This is a genomic window from Candidatus Hydrogenedentota bacterium (assembly GCA_018005585.1).
Lineage (GTDB): Bacteria > Hydrogenedentota > Hydrogenedentia > Hydrogenedentales > JAGMZX01 > JAGMZX01.
Genome location: JAGMZX010000280.1, coordinates 1 through 3154, shown reverse-complemented (window position 1 = coordinate 3154; position 3154 = coordinate 1). Strand labels below are relative to the sequence as shown.

General features: G+C 60.1%; 1 protein-coding gene. It reads right to left on the bottom strand.

What is annotated here, in order from left to right; all coding sequences use genetic code 11:
• Positions 1–314: 314 nt before the first annotated feature.
• Positions 315–3056, bottom strand: coding sequence for a proprotein convertase P-domain-containing protein (locus tag KA184_23735; protein MBP8132603.1), 2742 nt, complete (start codon positions 3054–3056; stop codon positions 315–317).
• Between the last annotated feature and the right edge of the window lie 98 nt (positions 3057–3154).

Below are 3154 nucleotides of genomic sequence, written 5' to 3'. Positions count from 1 at the left end.
CGGGCTGCTTGCGTTTGCAGCCGCTTGTCGCCGTCAGGGCAAGAACCAGACCCACTGCGCACACTACATACGTCATACGGTAATACTTGCTCATACGTTCCTCCCGGATATTTGGTTATTGAAGGGTCACCCCTTGCAGGGATGATACCAAAACCTGCAAACGGGCTTCAACCCAGTTGTTCCGTTCTCTCAATACCTCAAAAACAAAAAAAGTTGCAGCATAAAACGAGGCCGCACGCGCGCTTCGCGCGCCACGCCCGCGTGCGGTCACCTTGCCCCTTCTTCCCCCGCATAGGGCTGCTGCCCAAGCCGGGTCACGGCTCGGCAAACACGGCTCCGGGGCTGAACCCATCCTCCGTCGCCATGTCCACATGATATGCGCCGCCGGGCGCGTTGAAAAACTGAATTAACCGGAGCAATTCGGAGAGCGAAATCCGCCAGTCCTGCGGCGCGTAATCGGAATCGTGGTGCGGGCAGTTCTCGTCGCCCGCACCGGGCGTGTAGCCATCCTCGCTGACCGGACTGCACGAGATAGCGCCGCTGTTGTACAGCTGAATAACGCGCAACATCTCCGAAAGCTGAATACGCCAGTCCCTGCTTGTATCCGCACTGTGGCAGGTCGGCGCCGCGCCTTCGCCTTCGCCCTCGCCTTCTCCTTCTCCTTCTCCCTCACCTTCTCCTGGAGTACACGGATTGAATTGCAGCCGCCAGTTGTTGAGCGTGCCGACAACCCCCAGGTTCGTGTCCGACACCGTCAATGTCCACGTCCCCGCCATATCCATGCCGTCCACCTGATTCAGGGGCAGGAAAGGCCGAAACGGACCGGTATAAGGGGCTGTTCCCAAGGAAAACGGGACGGATGTCTCGTCCGTGAAACGCGTCTCGACGAGGTTAGCCCCGTGCGCCCCGCCGCGCACGAACAAGGTGATGGGAATGCCGTCCGGCGACTCCAGTTGCGCTACCAGTTGGGACGTTTCCGCATGGGTAATATTCAGAACGACGTCCAGGTCCGTAATGATGCGCGATATGGGCACTTGAATCGTTGAGGTAACGATGCTGAAATCACCAAGCGGCTTTGGCTTGGTCGCCTGGAATACCATGTCACATTCGGGAATAGGTTCCCCTTCGCCTTCGCCTTCGCCCTCGCCCTCGCCTTCCCCTTCGCCTTCCCCTTCGCCTTCTCCTTCGCCTTCGCCCTCGGCGGCGCCTTCGGCGCCCTCGACCTCGCCTTCGCCTTCAGCGGCCGGGCAAACGCCGTCATACCCGACGGTCGCGCCCCTCGACGCCAACTCCGGAATGCTCACGCACAGGGCCGTTTCAGAAAGCGGGTTGCCCTCAAGGCCGACTTCATCGCCGGCGCCAAGGTCCGCGAGGGACAGTAGCGGCGAGATGTCGGCGATCTGGTTATTCCAGAGGAATATGGTTTCAAGTGTCGGCAATTGCGCAAGCGGCGCCAGGTTCGATACCTGGTTCTGCCCCAGATTCAGATACTGCAGCGGCATGATTTGCTGGCCGGGCAAGGGAATCAGTTTCCACAAATCGATGACTTGATTGTCCCACAAGTCCAGATGTCGCAGATTCGCCAATTTGCTGATATTCGTGAGATTCGTTATGTTCGCGCTCTGCGCGACCAGCGACGTCACCAGCAGGCAGTCGCCTTCATACAGGTCCATGCCCGGCCCATACCCCAAGGCGCCGCGCACGGCCGAATCGAGGTTCGGATCAGGGAACGTCACCTTCTCCCCGCGTCCTGAGACCGTCAGCGTGACGATGAACGACGACAACTGCGCCGCGCCGGAGGTCGCGACGCACTGGTAATTGCCCTGGCTCGCGCCCGAGACCGGGCTTATGGTCCAGATGGAATTGTCCGGACCCGCGTTAACGCCGTTAAACTTCCATTGATAGGAAGGCACGAGCGTTCCGCCATGCACGCGAAATTCGAAGGTGTGGCTGGCCCCGATGGGCAGGGTCGCGCCCACCGGCTGCGCGGCAATCGTGAAAGGCACCGCTGTCACGCTTAGGGAGCCAAACCAGGACATGCGCCCGCCGCGCCTCGTGCTCGAATTCCAATGAGAGAGGTCGTCCGACGCGGCAACCAGAAACTTCGCATTGTCCAGCACGCTGGCATAATGCAGGTTGTAAACGTCGAAGTCATTGCCGACCAGGTCGTAGGACTCCGGGAACTCGCGCCCGTTCGAGTCCGTGCGCAGCCACTGATAGTGCAGCGTTCCCGTGCCCCCGGCGACTTCCACGGAAAAGGCGAACTGGTCGCCGGTCTGAACGCTTCCCCCGCCCGGGTTGCTGACAATCCGCATGGGCGGCACCATGTTGCAGCGCGTAAGCCAGGTTTCGCGCTTGTACGTGCCGCTCGACGCGTCATATTCCTGCCGGTTTGTCGTCCCGTTCAGGTGCGCGTCCACATTGCCATTCGCCCCAAGATAATTGGGCTCTACGGGCGCATCCCCGAACGTGTAGTAATCCACCGCGTTGAACTTGATAATCTCGTCGAGATTGACGAGGTCGAGATATTCCCCGTACCCCTCTCTTTCCGCGAATTTGCGCACCAGGTCCTTCAGGAAATTTCGCAGGAAGGTGATCGTCACGTTATCCGCAACCGTCATGTAGCCCGCCAGCAGGTTCTGCACAGCGTAGGCAAAGAGGGGGTCTTCGCCCGCCAATTCCTCCAGAATATTGATATCGATATCAAAGCCGTAAACGGAAACATGCACATTCAGGTCCTGGGCCACGCGGATAAGGTTCACTTGGTAGCCGGCCTGTATCTCGGCTTGTACATTCGGCAGAATATCCGGCGAGTTGCCCAGCAAGATGGCCGAGAGCATGGCGAGCGTGTCATCCTCGCGAATGCCGTTGCCGTCGCGGTCCGTACCGAAAAATGGTGGGAACGCGCCGGAACCCAGCTCCCGCGCCAGGAACCAGTCCGCCGAACGCATGATGAAGTCAAAGTCAACATCAACCGTCTGCGCCATGGAAGGCGCCGCCAACAAGGCGCAGAACACGACGCTGAAGAACCCCGCTGCCCGAGATAGCCTTATCATGACGACTGTTTGCCTCCACGCGTCACGGGCAGACCCGACCCTGCGGACCTGCCCGCGCCGTTGGCCGACCCAAGCGGCACGCCATACCGTTGCCGACA

Coding starts and splice junctions, on each gene's coding strand:
- KA184_23735 (MBP8132603.1), bottom strand. CDS start 3,056: ATGATAAGGCTATCTCGGGCAGCGGGGTTCTTCAGCGTCGTGTTCTGC.